Below are 17,047 nucleotides of genomic sequence, written 5' to 3'. Positions count from 1 at the left end.
TCCGATGGCCATCACTCTTCGTCAGTCCGACGCCGATTTCGAGCAGCGCTTCGCCGCATTCCTTTTGACCAAGCGGGAAGTGTCCGCCGATGTCGATGCCGTGGTGCGCGAGATCATCACGCGCGTGTGCGCCGAGGGCGACGCGGCGCTTGTCGACTATACGCAGAAATTCGAACAGGCCGACCTGAGAAGCCTCGGCATCGCCGTCTCGAAAGACGACATCGCCCAAGCTTACGATGCCGCCGACCCGCAGACAATCGAGGCGCTCAAGTTCGCGCGTGACCGCATCCGTGCCCATCACGAGCGGCAGCGTCCGCAGGACGACCGCTATACGGACGCTGCCGGTGTCGAGCTCGGCTCGCGCTGGACGGCGATCGAGGCAGTCGGGCTCTATGTGCCGGGCGGCACGGCGAGCTATCCAAGCTCGGTGCTGATGAGCGCCGTGCCGGCCAGCGTCGCCGGCGTCGAGCGCATCGTCATGGCGGTGCCGGCGCCCCACGGCATCATCAATCCGCTGGTGCTGGTGGCGGCGGATCTGACCGGTATCTCCGAGATCTACCGTGTCGGCGGCGCGCAGGCGATCGCGGCTCTTGCCCACGGAACCGAGACGATAAAGCCCGTCGCCAAGATCGTCGGGCCGGGCAATGCCTATGTCGCGGCGGCCAAGCGCCAGGTGTTCGGCACCGTCGGCATCGACATGATCGCCGGGCCGTCGGAAGTGCTTGTCGTGGCCGACGGCAGCAACGATCCCGACTGGATCGCCGCCGACCTGCTTGCCCAGGCGGAACACGACGTGTCGGCGCAGTCGATCCTGATCACCGACGATGCCGGATTCGCCAAAGCGGTCGAACAGGCGGTCGAACGCCAGTTGAAGGGGCTGTCGCGCGCCGCGACGGCGGCGGCGAGCTGGCGCGATTTTGGCGCGGTGATCCTGGTTCAGAGGATCGAGGCGTCGCTGCCGCTGGTCGACCGCATCGCCGCCGAGCATGTGGAGCTCGCCATCGACGAGCCGGAAGCCTTCCTGGCGCGCATGCGCAACGCCGGTGCGGTGTTTCTCGGCCGCCATACGCCGGAAGTCATCGGCGACTATGTCGGCGGCTCCAACCACGTGCTGCCGACGGCGCGCTCGGCGCGCTTCTCGTCCGGACTTTCGGTGCTCGATTTCGTCAAGCGCACCTCGATCCTGAAGCTCGGGCCGGAGCAACTGCGGGCGCTGGCGCCGGCGGCCATCGCACTGGCCAAAGCGGAAGGCCTCGACGCGCACGGACGCTCCGTCGCCATACGGCTGAACCTTTAGACTGCTATGGCGGACTACGATCAAACCCGCGCGCGGCTGATCGATGTCGAACTCGACGAATCGATCGGCCGTTCGACGCCCGATGTCGAGCACGAACGGGCGGTGGCGATCTTCGACCTGATCGAGGAAAACCGCTTTCAGCCGGTCAATGACAACGGTGACGGGCCTTACCGGCTGAAGCTATCGCTGGCCGAATCCCGCCTGGTCTTCGCGGTGATGCGCGACGATGGGTCTGCCGTGGTCACCCACATCCTGTCGCTGACGCCGCTGAGGCGCATCGTCAAGGACTATTACATGATCTGCGAAAGCTATTACGAGGCCATCCGCACCTCGACGCCCAGCCATATCGAGGCGATCGACATGGGCCGGCGCGGCTTGCACAATGAAGGCTCGCAGACGCTGATGGACCGGCTCGCCGGCAAGATCGACATCGACTTCGACACGGCGCGCCGGCTGTTCACGCTGGTCTGCGTGCTGCACTGGCGAGGCTAACTCTGATTGCCGCCCCGCTGCCCCGTTCTATGCTGTTCGTGTGCGGCATGAATGCCGTGCGCTCGCCGATGGCCGAGTTACTGGCGCGCCGGATGCTGCCGGCCTCGACCTTCGTTGCCTCGGCCGGCGTGCGCAGCGGCGAACGCGATCCGTTCGTCGACGCCGTGCTGGCCGAGGAAGGCCTGTCGCTGGGCGAGCGCCACCCGAGAATGATGGACGATCTCGAGGACAATTATTTCGACCTGATCGTCACGCTGGCGCCGGAAGCGCATCACGCCGCGCTCGAGCTTACCCGCTCGCTCGCCGTCGATGTCGAGTACTGGCCGATGCCGGACCCGACGGATGTCGGCGGCACGCGCGAGCAGATCATGGCCGCCTATCGCGACGTGCGCGAGCGGCTTAAGGCGCGCATATCCAGCCGTTTTCTAGCGCCGGAGGCAAAAGACGACCCCGAGTAACGCTCCGATTTAAGCATGTTCACAAGCGAGCGATTATCATATAGGTTCCGCCCAAATTCCGGCCGGGGCGCTGGAAATTCCATCCAAGCAAAGGTATCGAATGCCGAAGGAAGAAGTCCTCGAGTTTCCGGGTGTCGTCACGGAACTGCTGCCCAACGCGATGTTCCGGGTGAAGCTCGAAAATGAACACGAGATCATTGCCCACACGGCCGGCCGTATGCGCAAGAACCGCATCCGCGTGCTGACCGGCGACAAGGTCCTGGTCGAGATGACGCCCTACGACCTGACCAAGGGCCGCATCACCTACCGTTTCAAATAGATCAAGAGCCCGGCCGCGATCGCGATGAGCATTTTGCAGAAGCTCGTGCTTGCCTCGGGTTCGCCGCGCCGGATCGAACTGCTGCAGCAGGCCGGCATTGAGCCAGACCGCGTGCTACCCGCCGATGTCGACGAGACGCCGCTGCGCGCCGAGCATCCGCGCTCGCTGGCCAAACGGCTGTCGAAGGAAAAGGCCGAGAAGGCGCTGGCGTCGCTGATGACGGAAGCCGACCATGCGCCAAGCTTCGTGTTGGCCGCCGACACGGTGGTCGCCGTCGGGCGGCGCATCCTGCCCAAGGCCGAGACGATCGACGACGCCTCCAACTGCCTAGGCCTGCTCTCAGGCCGCTCGCACCGGGTCTATTCCGGCCTCTGCCTGATCACGCCGGGCGGCAAGCTGCGCCAGCGGCTGGTCGAGACCAGGGTGCGTTTCAAGCGGCTGCCGCGCGAAGAGATCGATGCCTATGTCGCCTCGGGCGAATGGCGCGGCAAGGCCGGCGGCTATGCCGTCCAGGGTTTGGCCGGAGCGTTCGTCGTCAAGCTTGTCGGGTCCTACACCAACGTCGTCGGCCTGCCGCTCTACGAGACGGTGGCGCTTTTGAGCGGCGAGGGGTTCAAGGTGCATGTCAACTGGCTGTCGGGAGCGCGGCCGTGACGTCGGGCGACAAGGTGACGCCGCTGCGCCCCAGGCGCCCCTGCCCCGAATGCGGCAAGCCGTCGGCACGCGAGACCTATCCGTTTTGCTCGACGCGCTGCAAGGATATCGACCTCAACCGCTGGCTGAAGGGCGCCTACGTCATCCCCGCCCGCGACGACGAGGAAGAGCCCGACGACCAGAAATGAGGCAGTTCGGGACGGCTGAGCATTCGCGCGCCTGACGGAGAATTTGGCTCCCCCAACTGCTTCTCGTTTCCTGCCCAAAATCAACGCTTAGGCGCTGGACAGGTCGGATTCCCGTGCTATAACCCACGCGCTTTCAAGGGACGCCCGTGGCGCTTTCGTGAAATCCGGTATGCAGAATTGCCCGCGTACCGGAACAGGCCCAGATAGCTCAGTTGGTAGAGCAGCGGACTGAAAATCCGCGTGTCGGTGGTTCGAATCCGCCTCTGGGCACCATCCCCTCCTCTCCCGACACTCCCTTTCGCCGAATCTTCTACGCTTCTGTTTGCACAAACAACTGAAATCGTTCATCTTTTTGGGAAGGATGGCGCGATTGAGCGCGTTTCATGGAATTTCGGCGTATTTGGTCTAACGAGGCGGAGGGCTGGTATTTCCGTTGGTACTGGACATCCTGATGGTATCGAAACAGCCAAAGGGAGGTGTCCCACAAATGGCCCTTTCCGACGTGAAATGCCGAAATGCCCGTCCTGCTTCCAAGCTATTGAAATTGTCTGATGGTGGCGGGCTCCAGCTCTGGGTGCAGCCCACCGGATCCCGCCTATGGCGCCTCGCCTATCGATTTGACGGCAAGCAGAAGCTTCTGGCGTTGGGCAGCTATCCCCTTATTTCGCTCGCCGAAGCACGCAAGGCGCGCGATGACGCCAAACGTCTCCTCCTCACTGGCATCGATCCCGCGCAGGAACGCAAGTTGCGAAAGGTCGGTTCGGCAAAGGACAGCTTTCGATCAATCGCCGAGGAATATGTGGACAAGCTGAAGAAAGAGGGACGTGCCGACCGGACTATCACCAAGGTCAAATGGCTACTCGACTTCGCCTATCTCACCTGTGGGCACAAGTGCATTCGGGACATTGATGCGGCCACTATCCTTGCTGCCCTTCGTAGCGTGGAGGTGCGCGGTCGATACGAGTCGGCCAGGCGGCTGCGCTCGACCATTGGCAGCGTCTTTCGATACGCCATCGCCACTGCACGCGCCGACACTGACCCCACGTCCGCGCTGAGGGGCGCTCTCATCAGGCCAACGGTCACGCCGCGTGCCGCCATTACCGATCCGAAGGCATTCGGCGGCTTGCTGCGTGCGATCGAGACATTCGACGGACAGCCCGCAACCCGAGCGGCTCTGAGGTTGATGGCGCTGCTGTTTCCCCGCCCCGGTGAGCTTCGCGCTGCCGAATGGGGGGAGTTCGACTTCGAAAGTTCGGTATGGACTATCCCGGAAGCGCGAATGAAAATGCGACGACCGCACCGCGTTCCTCTTTCAACGCAGGCTTTGGATATCCTGGCCGAGCTTAAAAAAATCTCCGGCGCTGGGACGCTGCTGTTTCCAAGCGTGCGATCGCCTTCTCGTCCGATTTCCGACAATACACTCAACGCCGCCCTGCGTCGCATGGGTTTCAGCAAGAATGAAGCAACGGCCCATGGCTTCCGAGCAACGGCATCAACTCTGTTGAACGAATGCGGCAAGTGGCATCCAGACGCCGTAGAGCGACAGCTGGCTCATATTGAAAATAACGACGTTCGGCGCGCCTATGCCCGGGCGGAGCACTGGGAAGAGCGCGTCAAGATGATGCAGTGGTGGGCAGATTATCTGGAAAAAATTGAGAACGCCGGAACGCGCGGGTAAACTCAATCAGATGCGGGCAGCCAGCTGTCCGGCACGTATCGCGAACGTCCGGTTTACGCTGCATAGCGGCCGTTGAGGCCTGCGTTGCCGCTCTCCCGAAGCGGACATCCCTGGGGAACCTGGCGGCCTGAAGGCGGAATGGGTGATCCGACGAAGGCCGAGAGCGCTGCGATCTAGCGAGGGCTGGAACAAGGCATGGTTCAAGGCCAGTGCCGGAGCGCCGCGCTAGCTGATTCCACACTTGTTGAAGCCGACATGATGGGAGACATATCTAAGGCCCATGTCCACACGCCAGAAAATGGATGCAGCTGCGAATTTGATCGAAGGGTGGACGCTCCCGTCTGCGGCCACGCTTGGGTCATCGGTCCGAGCCAGAGGGATCGTTCGCGAAGTGCGAGCCCACCTGCCTTTGGCGGCGAAAAAGCTGCTCGGTATCGAGGTCGGGGTGCTCACCTTGCGCATGCCGGAAGGCGCCTATGGCGATTTCCGGACTGCGTCGGCGATTGTGTCCAAAACGCTGGAAGGCATCGAAGGCCTGCCCGTAATTCCCCGTGAAGTCGAAGACATCCTGACGATCTCTTCGGCAGAGCGGCACCGGTGGCTCAAGGACGGCCGCTTGCAAAGCACAGGCACACGTACGGTGAAACTTCGTGGTCGCGCAAGGAAGGTAACTTTTCACGTGTTTGACCCACGTCACATCGAGGACGTGCTCGATCGCGACTTGGTTACGGTCTGGCGCGAGGACGACGCGATAGCTGCTGCAGAGAATAGGCGGCGGGCCGCCGGAAAGGCCGCCCTGAAGCGTGCGCAAAAGAGCGGCCGCAGGGCCGCGTCTGCGCCTGACAGCACTCGGGACGAGGTGTCACGTCAGAAACTGAAGGGCTGGGACGAATTCGAGAGTGACGGACTTCTGCGCTGATTCAGCGAAAAAAGATTCTTTCGCTGCTCCTGCCCACTACGACCGCACTGGCCCGAATCCTGATCCGGGTCGCGCGCCTGACCTCCGGGAGTCAATGGGCGTAAACAGTCCGCGAGTCTGGTTCCGGCCCAGGTAGGCGACAGTAACGGGCCGCCATATCGGCCGTTCACCACGGGCGACACCATTTCCCGAAAGCAGCGAGCCGTTGGCGCGCGTCATCGGTATCCCTTTTAAGTCCCAGGGGATACTGTTGCCGCCCATCAGCCGTCTTATCGGTATGGCGAAGCCGCTGATCTGTGTTAAGCCGCCGCCCGAACAGCCGAAGGAGTACACCCGTGAGCGAGCCGACCGTGGCCGAGGCGACCGACAGCATCTATGCATCGCTCCGGGCGAACAATGCCGACATCGATGCAAATATCGCGGCGCTCAAAGCGGCGCTGACGCGAGAGGGGATAGAACAGGCGGTGCTCGATCCGACCAGGCTGGCGCAGAACAACCGTTCGAGCCGCAAGGTGATGCAGGCTTATTTTCGGCAGCGCGGCGTGACGTGAGGTGGGCCAATTCATGGAACACGAGCCCTGCAAGATACGTTTCATCTTGGCTGAGCATGGTGCTTAGCAGCGGGTCACTTGACCAGCCAAGCGTGCAAAATGCAGTGATGCCCGTCAGATAGACGTCCAGGCCCTGCCTCTGAAGTGCGACAGCGGTTTCAATCGCAGACCTTTTGGAGAAGTATCCTCGGTACGGAACGCATCCGAACACCGGAAAGCACCATGTTCGTGGCGTCAGCGAGAATTCCGACGCTGCGAAGACGGCCCATGTCACGGCGTCCCGACCAACGTTGACATGGCTGCGGTAGCTATTGTTGTCTGGAAGCGCTAGTTCATCTATCGCAAACTGTCGGATGGCGCTCGCCGATTCCATTCGAGCGCGTAATGTCCCAGGGATCGAAGGATCGTCGATCAGCTCTTCGACATCCTGGCGCGCCGCCATGATCTCCACGTGACCCTTCAAGGATTGTGCGTAGTAAGAAATGCTGGTGCAACCTGCCAGGCCGGACATCACGATCATCGCAGCAACCGAACGAAAAAATGCACGCATCACGGTTGCCCACGGCATTTGCTCACACGTCCGGACAGGGCAAACGTCGCAACTACGCCCGGTCCCAAACAGTGGCTCCAATTTGGTTGATGTCCTGGATGGGGGTTTAGGTTAGACGTTCGTCTTCGGCAAGATTGTCACAATGTGGTCATTCGCTGCCAAATTGCCGAATGTCCGCTATAAGCCGGACACGGCGACGTGGAACTATCCGCCTAGGAGGTCTTTTTCTCCTGAAGCTTCCGGTCGCATCCGGCCCAACGCTGTTGGTCCGCAATGCGCCCACGTCGGCCATAGACGCAAATTGTCTCCTCCCAGGAAGTAGTCGTTGCCGATGACCATGCTCCAGGTCGTAGTCGCGCTAATAGCTGCCATTGGGAATCGTTCCGCGAAGATAGTTCGGGGAAGCTGAACGACGACCGTGCAAGCGGCCTGCCGAGGCCGTCGAAATTGTCTTCGAAATCGTTCCTATTGTCGAAAAGTCCGCTCTCGCCCTCTAGGCGGCCTGCTCGCAGAGGAAAACTTCACAACTAATGCACAGTGTGTCACAATCTGAATTGGGAGCCTGGGGGGAAATATGGACGAGCCGCGTCTAGGTCTACGCGGCGCTTACGAGGCCTTATTCCGATCGCGCGGATTATCGCTCCCTGATGGGCGCCCACTTTATCGCTACCGATTCAGCCGACAAGAGTTCGAGGGCGTTCGGGAGGTCCTAAAACGCCATGGACCGACCGCGCTGAACGACTCCCATGGTCAGGCTTTGTTCGTTGCTTTCACAGCCGAGTGGTATCGCCGGGAACGCGCCGGGGGGGCTTGGGACTGGATCAGACCCTTAGCTGTCCTTGGAATTCGATATCACGCGAATGATTCGGCCGCCGACGTGCGCTACGCGGTGGTGCGGGAAGCCGCCGAAGCTGGCTTGAAACGGTGGCGACGCCCTCAGCCGACCGACGTGCCGCTCCTCTTCGGCGTAGTGCGCGAGACGGGTTTTCCAGCTGCTGCCATCAAAGAGGGAACCTTGGGGTTATGGCTGAAGCGCAGCATCTTGGCGATCGAAATGGGCTTCACACCTGCCGAGGCCGTCGCAAGTGAGGCATGGCGGGCGGGCGAAACGCTTGTTCAGGCGCTGGTGGAGCCAGCCGTGGCGCTGTCCACGGTAATCGTTCGTTTCCGTCAACAATTGCCGCCCCTCCACGAACGAAATGACCGAGATCCCGTGCTCCACCTGGATTCTGTGGTGCCTGCTTGGCGCAACGATCTGCCTTTTGACTTGGAGGAAGGCGATTTTCGATCTCTGGTGGAAGACTTGGTCCGGACCCGGCGCGTCGAAGGGGGAGCCCTGGCGGCAAGCCGATTGCTGCGGCGCACCGCCGAAGGGTGGGCGCCGCGGGCCGAACTCACCTTGTCAGGTGAACTCGACGTGGTCCGAACATCTCCCCAATTGCAGGCAGCGATGGAAGGTGCCACTCGGCTGCGCATCTTTCCGCGGGGTGATCTGCCGGGTTTGAACCGGCCCATCGCCGTGCTGGAACAGGTGGAATCAGACGAGGCGACAGCGTGGGAGTCCCGTCCGCTGGTCAAGGCGTTCGAAGTTCCCGCTCGCCTGAACCAGGCAATTAGGTTGGCGGCAGTTGCAGGGGAGACCTTAGTCGAAGAGTTCACCGCGTTTGCCGGCGAGCCGGTAGACGCGCCTGTCCTCCTCTTCCAGCCAGATCCTGGCGTCGATTTTGAGAACGCGCTTGAACTAAGATTCATTGGCAGTTCGCCCTTTCGAAGCACTCGGCCATGGCTGGCTATGGCTGTAACGCAGGAGGCTCGTTCAGCACTGAAGTTCGAACACCCTCCTTCTGACTTGGGAGACTGCATCCTCGATGGACGCTGTCTTCTGGCCTTCGTCGGGCAAGCTTCGCTCGACCTTGGTGATGGGCGTCTCACGTGGCGTAGCGCGGCCGAGCGCGAGGATACGAAGCGACTGATCCTCACAGGAGAGACTCTACGGCGGGTGCGCGAGACGGTGTTCCTAGGGACGCCAAAGGCTTGGCTTTCGGATGGTCAGCATCACACGCTGGTTTCGTCGGAAGACCTAATTTGGCGGTCGTTGGGGAGAGGCTCGTGGCGTTCTTCGAACAAACACGCGCCCCTGGGCAGGGTCGAGATCGCAATGAGGCGGGGCGGTGAACTGGTCGCTTGGACCTGCGCCGACGTTGCGCCGCGTGAATTGGTGCTATCGGGAGAACCGCGAACCCACTCGTTGAAAATCGAGAATCTGCTCGGGGCCAGCGTTGCGGCGAAGGGCGGTCAGATCCTTCCGATCTCCAGGAATGGTGATGACGCGCGCGTCGATCTTCGACTCCACACCCCAGGCGCGATGCTACACGTGGCGCTGCGATGGGACACCCAACTCGACCTAACGCTCGCTGATCCGATTGCCGAGCCGCTCCTGTTGACCCCGGACATGCGGCCCGCCGTAAGCCGGGCCCAGATTTCGATCGATCGACTGCATGGGTTCCGCCTGTTGGCGCCTGGCGGTCGCGACCTATGGCTGGTGGTTCGGCAGGGCGCAGGACAGCCCGTGCAGGCCACGCGTCGTATCGACGGTCTCGTCCCGCTATCGGCCTTTCAAGACGAATTGCGGGATCTCCTTGGTAGCTTTCCGGACCTCGATGCGGAGGTGCGCCTGAGCTGGGCCGGTCGAGGTGACCACTTCGCCGAGATCGCCTGGTACGACGAAGACCAGCCGCTGGTGGCCGAGAAAGGCATTTCGCCGTTCTCGGGCCTTTCGAGTATCCTTGGTTGGAATCTGGATGCGCTAGCGCTGACGCAGCCTACCGCGAAACTCTCCAACAACCTTCCACGCCTTTCCTTGCAGGAATTGCAGACGCGACTCCTGCAAGAGCTCGGTCCGGGCCCCTGGCTGATCTTCGGGCGAACCAATGACGGGACCTCGCTCAGACCGAAGGTGGTCGCCCAACCACCGGGCGACGACGATCGTGGAAGTGCGCTTCGTCTGGCCTTCAGGATCGCACGACGTGACGCCCGGGACGATGCATTTGCTACAGTGTTAAAGCACCCGGAAGCCTTGAACCGCGCTGATCTCCGCCTCTTGGTCGATCTGAGCGTGGCCGCGCGGGATCGCAACGTGCCCGTGCCGGCGATCGATGCCCTGCGGTCACTTTGCCGTGCCCCCCAGGCGGCTCCGTGGATCCTGTCGACCTGCGACACTCTTGAGGAGCGCGACGCCGTGATCCGGCTACAAAGTGAGTTACCCTTCCTCTGGTGCGCAACGGAAGTCGAGCACTGGGTGTCTGCGTTTCGAACGAGAATTGACGAGTTGGAGCGCCGCCTGGAACGGTTGGAACTACCGACTGCCGACGCAGGGCGCAATGTGGCGGCCGCCCTCGGCCAAATCGCTGATCTGGAGCCCGGGCTAGCGACTCATGCGTGGATCACCTTCCTATTGGTCGCGCCACGAGCAGATTTGGAACCCGGCCTCATCGGAAGGCTATGCCGGCGTCCGAAGGAAACGCTTCGGGAACTCGCCGAAGCGTTCGTGACTCGTCAGAGTGAGCATCGCGAGCCACCGACCGGATTGCATCTCGCGGGGCTCCTGCCAGAGCGACGCGAGCTTTGGGAGCGGTACGACCCAGCCTTCGCGGATTTGATCGCTGCTCCCCTAGTGGCGGCGCGAATGGCGGCCGGCAAACTCCATCAAAACCCGCAGGTTGTCGGACGATGTCGGGCCGCTTGGCTCCACGACCGTCAGCTCTTCGAGAGCGCTCTCGCCGTCGCCCTTGGACGCGAGACTATAGACCCCGGCACCACCCAACGAATGGACCTGTGATGGAAATCGAGAGGCTTCTGGCGCGGCTGCCACGCGATGCTGCAGATGCGATTGTCGGTATGGCTCGACTCCGTTCAGTCGATCTCAATCGGCATCTGCGTGAGGGCTTGGGTGCGCGCGCTGGTCAGCCTAACTCGGCCCTCTCCGAACCGTTTGTCGAAGGCGCTTATCCCTGGTTGCCGTTAGAGGGCGGTTGGGGCGGATTGCCGGCTGGCCTTTTGCACCCAAGAACGCTCGAAGTTCTGCGTGAAGTCGCATACCCGCCCTACACCCACCAGGTGGACGCTTGGAAGCAGCTTTGCGGCGAACGCGCCGCTTCGGTGATCGTGTCGAGCGGCACAGGCTCAGGGAAGACAGAATGCTTTTTGACACCGATTTTGGATGGGCTGGTTCGATCCTCCGATAGCGGTGCAAAACCGCTCGAAGGAGTGCGCGCGCTGATGCTCTATCCGCTCAACGCACTTATCGCCAGCCAGGAGGAGCGGCTGTCAAAGTGGTTCGCCCCCTTCGGCGGAGCGCTGCGCTACTGCCTCTACAATGGCGACACGCCGGAGAGTGTGCGGAGCACCGCCGCGCGTGGGGAACCCTGGAAGGTCGCTGATAGGACGACACTCAGGCGCTCGCCTCCGCCGGTTCTTGTCACCAACGTTACCATGCTGGAGTACATGCTGATCCGGCAGAAGGACGCACCGATCCTGCGGGCGTCACAAGGTACGCTTGACTTCGTGGTACTGGACGAAGCGCACTCATATGTCGGCGCCCAGGCGGCCGAAATTGCTCTCCTACTACGCCGCGTCGCGCTTGCTTTCGGTCGCAAACCCGAAGAGCTCCGATACGTCGCGACCTCAGCGACGATCGGCGGCCCGGACGCCGCCGAGCTACGATCCTTCCTTCGAGATCTGTCAGGCGCACCAGAGCAAAATATTCACGTGGTAAGAGGTGTTAGGGCGTCGCTACCGGCCTCTCCTGCCCTCAATAGCAATCTCATCGAACTTGACGAGATAGCGGGCATGGAACCGCTCCAGGCCGGTGAGATCTTCGCTAAGTCTGCACCGCTAAGGGTCCTGAGGGAGCAGTTCAGAGCCGGCGCCATCGTAGGCTGGAGCGGCTGGAGCGCGCAGGCGCGCCAGATCGGCGGCGCGGACGTAGACCCGAGGCGCCTGCTTGTCGAAGCGTCAAGGGCGAAGGACCCACATTCCGATCCGGCGCTGGCCAGCGCTGGCGGAGACTCAATCCTGCCGGTCCGCCTACACCTCTTCCACCGGACGCTTTCCGGTCTCTGGGCCTGCGTGAACCCGACCTGTCCCGGGCGGCCCGCCGCATCTGAAGCAGCCGACTGGCACTTCGGCGCCGTCTTCCTCGAATCGCGAGAGCATTGCTCACACTGCGGATCGCTCGTGCTCGAATGGGCCTATTGCATTCAATGCGGCGATGGTGCGCTCAAGGCTGAAGAAACTGCCGACGGATCGCATCTTGTGGCCTGGACAGGCGGCACAGGGGACGGTGAGTTCGAGCAAACGCTCGATCGCGACGAAACCTTCGGCGCCGAAGACGACACACAAGACGATGCGCCGCTGACCACATCCCCGGTCGTGAACCGCCGATATTTAGGGGCGCGCGGGGCACGGCCGTCTCCGATAATCCGCTTCGAGCCAAAAACCGGTGCGATCGTCGAGACCGTGGACGGCGCGGGGTTACCAACGACCGCGAGCCGCCACGTAGGTGAGTGTCCATGTTGCGGCTGGGCACCCAAGAAGGTGGACCTCGAGGCCGGCGTGCTTCGATCGCTCGTCGCGGGTGCGCCCTACTTGATGTCTCAGATCACCCCTGGACTCGTCGGGCACCTATCGCCAAAACCTGACGCTGACGAGCCCTTGCCGCTCGACGGCCGGCAACTGATTACCTTCACCGATGCGCGGCAGGGCACGGCCCGACACGCGGCGAACTTGCAGGTGGCATCGGAGCGCGGCTTCGTCCGAAGCTTTCTCTACCACTTTGTGCAGGATCGTCCCGTGCGGGACGACCAGGCCATCGCCGCGATCGAGGCTAAGCTCAAGCGACTGGCCTCCGACGAGCAGGACGGGATCACTCTCAGCCTCATGGCTGACCTTCGGTTGGCGCGAATCAGGCTCGAAGGGGTCGCCACCCCGAAGGCCTGGCGCCAACTTGTCGATCGACTCGCCGCTGAGCCCACAATCAACCGCTTTCTCTCGAATCTCTGGGTCGAGCGCGAAGAGACTTTCTCCGACCCAGCGCGGCTCGCTGAATTCATGCTATATCGGGAGATCATGCGACGGCCCGTCCGCGCCAACAGCGCTGAGACATTGGGCCTTTTGCGCTTGACCATTCCCGGCCTGGACGAGCCCAACGTGGTCGTTCCGGCTTCCGCAACGCGCTTAGGGTTGAATGCAGACGACTGGCGCGACCTCGTGCGCCTTCTCCTTACGCATTTTGTCCGAACTAACGTCATCCTGGATTTCGACGCTAAACGTTGGATGCGTTGGATTGACCGCCGCCAGAGCCACGTGGAAATGGTACCTTTCGAGCCTGCGCTTCCCTCAAGCCGATACGTCCGCTTCTGGCCACACCCCTACGGTCCAAGACCTTCTCGCGTGGTTCGGATGCTTGTCCAGGCGCTTGGTCTCGATCGCGATGATCCAAGCGTTCGGGATGACTTGAACGAACTTCTGCGGGCAGCATGGTCGACGTTGCAAAGGTTCATGACGGTCAGTCCGAATGGCTTCCGGCTACGGCTCGGCGACATGAATGTCACGCCGATCGAAAGGGCCTTCTGGTGCCCCAACACTCGACGTCTGGTGGACACGACCTTCCGCGGACTAAGCCCATACGACAAGCTCGGTGTGCACCCGAAAGCCGAAGCCGTCGACATGCCGACCCTGCCGTTTCCATGGCGCCGTGATGCCCACGGAGGTCGCGTCTCCGATTCAATTCTCGACGACTGGCTAGCGACCGATGAACGTGTCTCGCTCCTGAGGGCCAAGGGGGCCTGGGGCGATCAGCAGGATCGCGCGGCGAGGTTCTCGCCGTGGCTGCGCGCGGCGGAGCACTCCGCTCAGCAACCGAGTTTCCTGCTCCGCGACTACGAAAACGCCTTCAAATCTGGAAAAGTCAACGTCCTTGGCTGCTCGACCACCATGGAGATGGGCGTTGACATTGGAAGCATCGAGGCGGTTCTAAACACCAATGCGCCACCGGCGATCGCTAATTACCGGCAGCGTGTCGGCCGGGCGGGACGGGCGCGTCAGCCGATCGCTCTTGGCCTGACGATTTGCAAGGATCGACCGCTCGACCGACTCGCGTTCGCAGATCCCGGCGCCTTCCTGGCGCGAGAAGCGCCCGCGCCGGTGGTCAGTCTCGAAAGCCCAACCATCGCTCGACGTCACGCCCACGCCCTTCTTCTTGCGCGCTTTCTGGCCACTCAGGGCGCCGAACTTCACAAACTGACGAATGGCGCCTTTTTCGGCCTCGGACTCAGCGCAGAAGTCCTGAATAACTTGCCTTGGCGTCGCTTCCTAGCATGGCTCGACGCCGCCGCTGCAGGTCTCAAGACGATGACATCGGATCTTGAGGAGGTGTTGCGCGGGACCCCCGTGCGACCAGACCCCGACCTCTTCGAAGGTGTCCGGGATACGATCGAGCGCATTCAGTCGGATTTGAGCGCGGAATGGGACGCACTAAGGGGCGATGAGCCGGATGCCGAAACCTCTGTGGTATCCAAGGCGCGGGACTTCCAACGTCGGAGGCTCCAGGGAAATTACCTTTTGGGTGAACTCGCCGGTCGCGGATTCCTACCGTCATATGGCTTCCCGAGCGACGTGGTGTCCTTCGTGACGGAGACTGGGGTCGAGCGACACAAGCGAGAGGACTCTGGCGAGAACCGCTTTAGTTCTCGAGGATACCCATCCCGACAACGCGACATCGCCATATTCGAGTATGCGCCTGGGCGGAGCTTGGTGGTGGACGGTGTCGTGCGAGAGTCCGCGGGCGTCACGCTGAATTGGAAACGTCCCGCCGATAAGGCCGGTGTGCGGGAGGTGCAAAGCCTTCGTCAGATGCGCCATTGTCAGTCCTGCGGCGCGTTACTGTCGGCGCCATCCGCCGTGTCTCCCGGCGCCTGCCCCGATTGCGGCAGCTCTGACTTCAAGATCATGCGATTCCTCGCTCCAGCCGGTTTTGCCGTCGACGCGCGCTACGAAGTTCATGATGACCCCTCGGACACCGGGACTTCAATGCTCGTCGACCCCTGGGTCTCGGCGCGCACTCTGGCTTGGCGCGCTCTCCCGGACCCAAACGTCGGGCGCCTCCGGACCGGCTCGGACGGTCTGGTCTTCTGGTTCAATCCAGGTCCGCACGGCCATGGGTTCGAGGTCTGCCTGCACTGTGGCCGCGCGGAAGCCGAACACCAAGCGGATGGCGCCGGGTCCCTCGCGGGGCACCGTCCACTTCGCGGAGGCCCCCGTGCGGCCGACGAACGCACCTGCACAGGCGCGCCGGAGATCAACCCCTATGCCGTGGCGCGCCATCTACGACTCGGTCACGAAATTCGAACCGACGTCTGCGAAATACAACTCTACGACTGCGCCAGCCGTGAAGTGGCGCTGACGGTGGCTTTGGCGATCAGAGAAGCGGCCGCGCGTCGCCTCGGCGTGGATGCTGACGAGATGGGCTTTGCGGCGCCTCCCGCCATCCATCCTGCCGGCCAGCGCAATTGGACCGCTGCTGTCTTCGACCGGGCGAGCGGAGGCGCCGGCTTCTCTGCCACGATAGCTCGTGATCCCATCGGCATACTTAACGAGGCTAGAGACTTGCTGGACTGCAGCAAGTTGGGCCGTTGTGGCGATCCCGATGCAGTATTCGCCTGCCCTCGCTGCGTGCTCTCGGTTGATAGCCAACATGCGGTCGAAGGCACCGACCGGAGGGCAGCGCATTCCCTACTCACCGCCATTGGACGCAGTCTGGACCTTCCCAAGCGCTTCCGACTGTTCGGACCTGCCACCGAATATGAATCCGCACCTCTCCCCCAAGCACTCTCCGACCGCCTTGGGGACGATGCGTCGAATACACTGGTCGTGTTCATGTCAGGGCCTCCTGCAGAGTGGGAATTGGAGACTTGGCAAATGGCGCCCGTTCTGGAACGCTGGGGCGCTCGCGGGCGCGGGGTGCAGATCGCAGTCGACGCGAGCGCGCTGACCGCTACCGATGCCGTCACGCGTCGGAACGTGGTACTATGGGCTCAGCGCGCACGCGTCGACATCGTAGCGCGAAACGAAGTCGACAACGACGCCTGGCTGGCGGGTGTGGTCTCGACACGTGGGCTAACCGCCTGGGCATCATCGTCTGCATCCGCGAAGGCCGTGGGTATTGGTTGGGGCTCTGTCTCCGATGCTCCGGTGGTACGAGGTGCAACGGCGCTTGCCGCGCCGCGGGAGCGGCTAGATGTATCCGCCCTGCTCTCGGCCGGCGGCAGTGAGGCCATTTTCGAGATTGCTGATGAGCTCGACGGACCAGCCGCGGGTTTCGGTGCCCGGCTCAGGGCGCTGTTGCGCGCGCGCTCGACGGAATTAGCGCAGGTATTCGCTGCCCCGTGTTTGGAGATTCGCTATTCGGACAAGTACCTGTTCAATCCGCTGTCCATCCGTCTCCTGACGGAAGTGGTCGCCGCCTTCAGCGACTATGACACCAACGTCAAAGTGCAGACTCTCGCCGCCAAGACCGGCGGTGGGGCTCGTACAGGACCGTGGTTGCATAGGGATTGGGCCGACCTAGTTACGCGTACGGCGGTTATGGAGCAATCGCTTGTCGAGGTGGTGCCGAAAGTGCAGGTGTCACAAGTCCAATCCGCGCCGCACCGCCGTCGCCTTGAATTTCGAACGCCGCGTGGCTCTGGCACGATCTTCTTTGATCAGGGAATGGGCTCATGGCGAGTTACCGACGAACACCACGATCATGCTAGCTCAATCTCTGAGCAGGTGACGAGCCTTAAACGACCGTTCTCAGTTCTCAACGGTCTAGATGGGACGTTCCTTGCGGTGAGACTTGACTGAGAGTCGACTCCTCAAGGAATGCACGGTTCAGCGTGAAT

General features: G+C 62.2%; 11 protein-coding genes, 1 tRNA gene and 1 pseudogene. 12 read left to right on the top strand and 1 reads right to left on the bottom strand.

Annotated elements, in window-relative coordinates; all coding sequences use genetic code 11:
- The first annotated feature begins 4 nt into the window (after positions 1-4).
- From hisD to EN859_RS21795, 10 genes are all read left to right on the top strand, one after another.
- Positions 5-1,297 (top strand): histidinol dehydrogenase, encoded by a 1,293-nt coding sequence (hisD, locus tag EN859_RS21840; protein WP_127854797.1) that lies wholly within the window; start codon positions 5-7, stop codon positions 1,295-1,297.
- Positions 1,298-1,303: 6 nt separating this feature from the next.
- Positions 1,304-1,789 carry a UPF0262 family protein gene (locus EN859_RS21835; RefSeq protein WP_127854796.1) on the top strand — a complete coding sequence of 162 codons (486 nt, stop codon included), beginning with the start codon at positions 1,304-1,306 and terminating at the stop codon, positions 1,787-1,789.
- A gap of 29 nt (positions 1,790-1,818) precedes the next feature.
- On the top strand, positions 1,819-2,247 hold the full coding sequence (locus tag EN859_RS21830) for a low molecular weight phosphatase family protein (RefSeq protein WP_281015623.1): 429 nt from the start codon (positions 1,819-1,821) through the stop codon (positions 2,245-2,247).
- A gap of 100 nt (positions 2,248-2,347) precedes the next feature.
- Complete coding sequence (gene infA, locus EN859_RS21825) at positions 2,348-2,566, top strand: translation initiation factor IF-1 (RefSeq protein WP_006200926.1); 219 nt, start codon at positions 2,348-2,350, stop codon at positions 2,564-2,566.
- 24 nt (positions 2,567-2,590) lie between these two features.
- A complete protein-coding gene (locus EN859_RS21820) occupies positions 2,591-3,220 on the top strand; it encodes a Maf-like protein (RefSeq protein ID WP_127854794.1) in 630 nt (209 codons plus the stop codon).
- The gene (yacG, locus tag EN859_RS21815) at positions 3,217-3,408 is read left to right on the top strand and encodes a DNA gyrase inhibitor YacG (RefSeq protein ID WP_127854793.1); all 192 of its coding nucleotides are present in this window, start codon (positions 3,217-3,219) and stop codon (positions 3,406-3,408) included. Before EN859_RS21820 ends, yacG begins: the two co-directional genes overlap by 4 nt.
- A gap of 197 nt (positions 3,409-3,605) precedes the next feature.
- Positions 3,606-3,681, top strand: a tRNA-Phe gene (locus EN859_RS21810).
- 214 nt (positions 3,682-3,895) lie between these two features.
- Positions 3,896-5,086, top strand: a complete 1,191-nt coding sequence (locus EN859_RS21805) for an integrase arm-type DNA-binding domain-containing protein (protein WP_126092497.1) — start codon at positions 3,896-3,898, stop codon at positions 5,084-5,086.
- Positions 5,087-5,366: 280 nt separating this feature from the next.
- Complete coding sequence (locus EN859_RS21800) at positions 5,367-6,005, top strand: hypothetical protein (RefSeq protein ID WP_126034257.1); 639 nt, start codon at positions 5,367-5,369, stop codon at positions 6,003-6,005.
- 335 nt (positions 6,006-6,340) lie between these two features.
- Entirely contained in the window at positions 6,341-6,556 is a 216-nt protein-coding gene (locus EN859_RS21795) for a hypothetical protein (protein WP_091595108.1), read from the top strand.
- Between the two features lie 10 nt (positions 6,557-6,566).
- On the opposite strand, the pseudogene EN859_RS21790 reads toward EN859_RS21795, so the two are convergent.
- A pseudogene (locus EN859_RS21790) lies at positions 6,567-7,067 on the bottom strand (aminopeptidase); the annotation flags it as partial.
- Between the two features lie 613 nt (positions 7,068-7,680).
- Here EN859_RS21790 and EN859_RS21785 point away from each other — a divergent pair.
- Together EN859_RS21785 and EN859_RS21780 are read left to right on the top strand one after the other, a co-directional pair.
- Positions 7,681-10,944 carry an STY4851/ECs_5259 family protein gene (locus EN859_RS21785; protein WP_210237709.1) on the top strand — a complete coding sequence of 1,088 codons (3,264 nt, stop codon included), beginning with the start codon at positions 7,681-7,683 and terminating at the stop codon, positions 10,942-10,944.
- Positions 10,944-17,009: a DEAD/DEAH box helicase gene (locus EN859_RS21780; protein WP_164748266.1), complete on the top strand. Its 6,066-nt coding sequence runs from the start codon at positions 10,944-10,946 to the stop codon at positions 17,007-17,009. The genes EN859_RS21785 and EN859_RS21780 overlap by 1 nt, the downstream gene beginning before the upstream one ends.
- Positions 17,010-17,047 lie beyond the last annotated feature (38 nt).

The organism is Mesorhizobium sp. M00.F.Ca.ET.216.01.1.1 (assembly GCF_004010325.2).
Lineage (GTDB): Bacteria > Pseudomonadota > Alphaproteobacteria > Rhizobiales > Rhizobiaceae > Mesorhizobium.
This window is presented reverse-complemented; position numbering and strand designations above follow the sequence as displayed.